Origin of the sequence: Flavobacterium sp. UBA4197 (assembly GCF_002379575.1) — a bacterium.
GTDB lineage: Bacteria > Bacteroidota > Bacteroidia > Flavobacteriales > Flavobacteriaceae > Flavobacterium > Flavobacterium inviolabile.
In genome coordinates this window covers 211,242-212,386 of sequence record NZ_DFUB01000005.1, presented here as the reverse complement: position 1 = coordinate 212,386, position 1,145 = coordinate 211,242, and the positions used below count along the sequence as shown (strand labels likewise).

Genomic DNA, 1,145 nt, shown 5'->3' with positions numbered 1-1,145 from the left:
AATACTATTAGTTTCTTTCTTTTTATCCTGTAAAGCACAGGTTATAGTACCACTTGCAAGTGATAGTGATATGGCATATAATAGTGGAACTTACAATAAGGATGTAGATAACGATTTTGATAAATATGTTGGAACCTGGAAGCACCAACAAGGTAATACATCATTAAAAATAGTATTAAAAAAAATAACATTTGATCATTTTGTGACTGAATATAAAAATTATTACCAGGATATTTTGGTTGGTGAATATCAATATATTGAAAACGGAATTGAAAAAGTCAATACTTTACAGCAAATGGAGTTAATGCCTTCAGAAGCAAGTGGCTATAATATCTCTGGAAATTTGATCATCGGCAAGAATACATATCCAAAATGTTCTGAATGTAATTTAAATGAAAGAAGAATAAAACTACGATATAGAGATCCTGAAAGGAAATATTTAAGTAATGCTATTGTTTTGCGATACAAAAATGAAAATGGCGCAGAGAAGATAATTGCTAAAATCTATAAAAGTGATGGTTCATTTATGCAGCCTGATGGCTCCCCTGATGAAATGCGGGTTCCTTACGGTGAATATGTTTTGACAAAACAACCGTAATGAAAAGCATATTGATAATACTGTTAGTCTCTTTCCTTTTATCCTGTAAAGCACAGGTCATAGTACCTCTTGCGGATGATAGTGATTTGGCGTTTACAAACGGAACCTATAATAAAGATGTTAACAATGATTTTGATAAATATGTGGGAACGTGGAAGTTTCAACAAGGAAATATGTCTTTGACTTTTGTGTTAAAAAAGATAACGTTTACGTACTACCAAAAAATGAATTATTATGAAGATTTGCTAATAGGTGAATATAAATTTATTGAAAATGGTAATGAAAAGGTAAATACGTTAAACCAGATTATTAATCCACCAGCGAAGACAGGAGATCATAATATTTGGGGAAATTTATTATGGACAAACAATTTATATCCAAAGTGTAACGATTGTTTAGAAAACGAAAGAAGGGTGAAACTATCCATTACTGATCCATTAAGAAAATATCTTGAGAATGCTGTTATTCTACGTTACAAAAATGAAAATGGAACAGAGAAGATAATCGCTAAAATCTATAAAAGTGATGGTTCATTTATGCAGCCTGA

Annotated in this window: 2 protein-coding genes; both read left to right on the top strand. The window is 30.8% G+C overall.

Going from position 1 to position 1,145, the window contains the following annotated elements; translation table 11 throughout:
• Window positions 1–598: DUF6705 family protein (locus B3394_RS02610; protein ID WP_286912735.1), on the top strand; the 598-nt coding region annotated here is incomplete at its 5' end.
• On the top strand, window positions 598–1,145 hold a 548-nt coding region (locus tag B3394_RS02605; RefSeq protein ID WP_286912728.1), incomplete at its 3' end, for a DUF6705 family protein. The genes B3394_RS02610 and B3394_RS02605, both read left to right, overlap by 1 nt.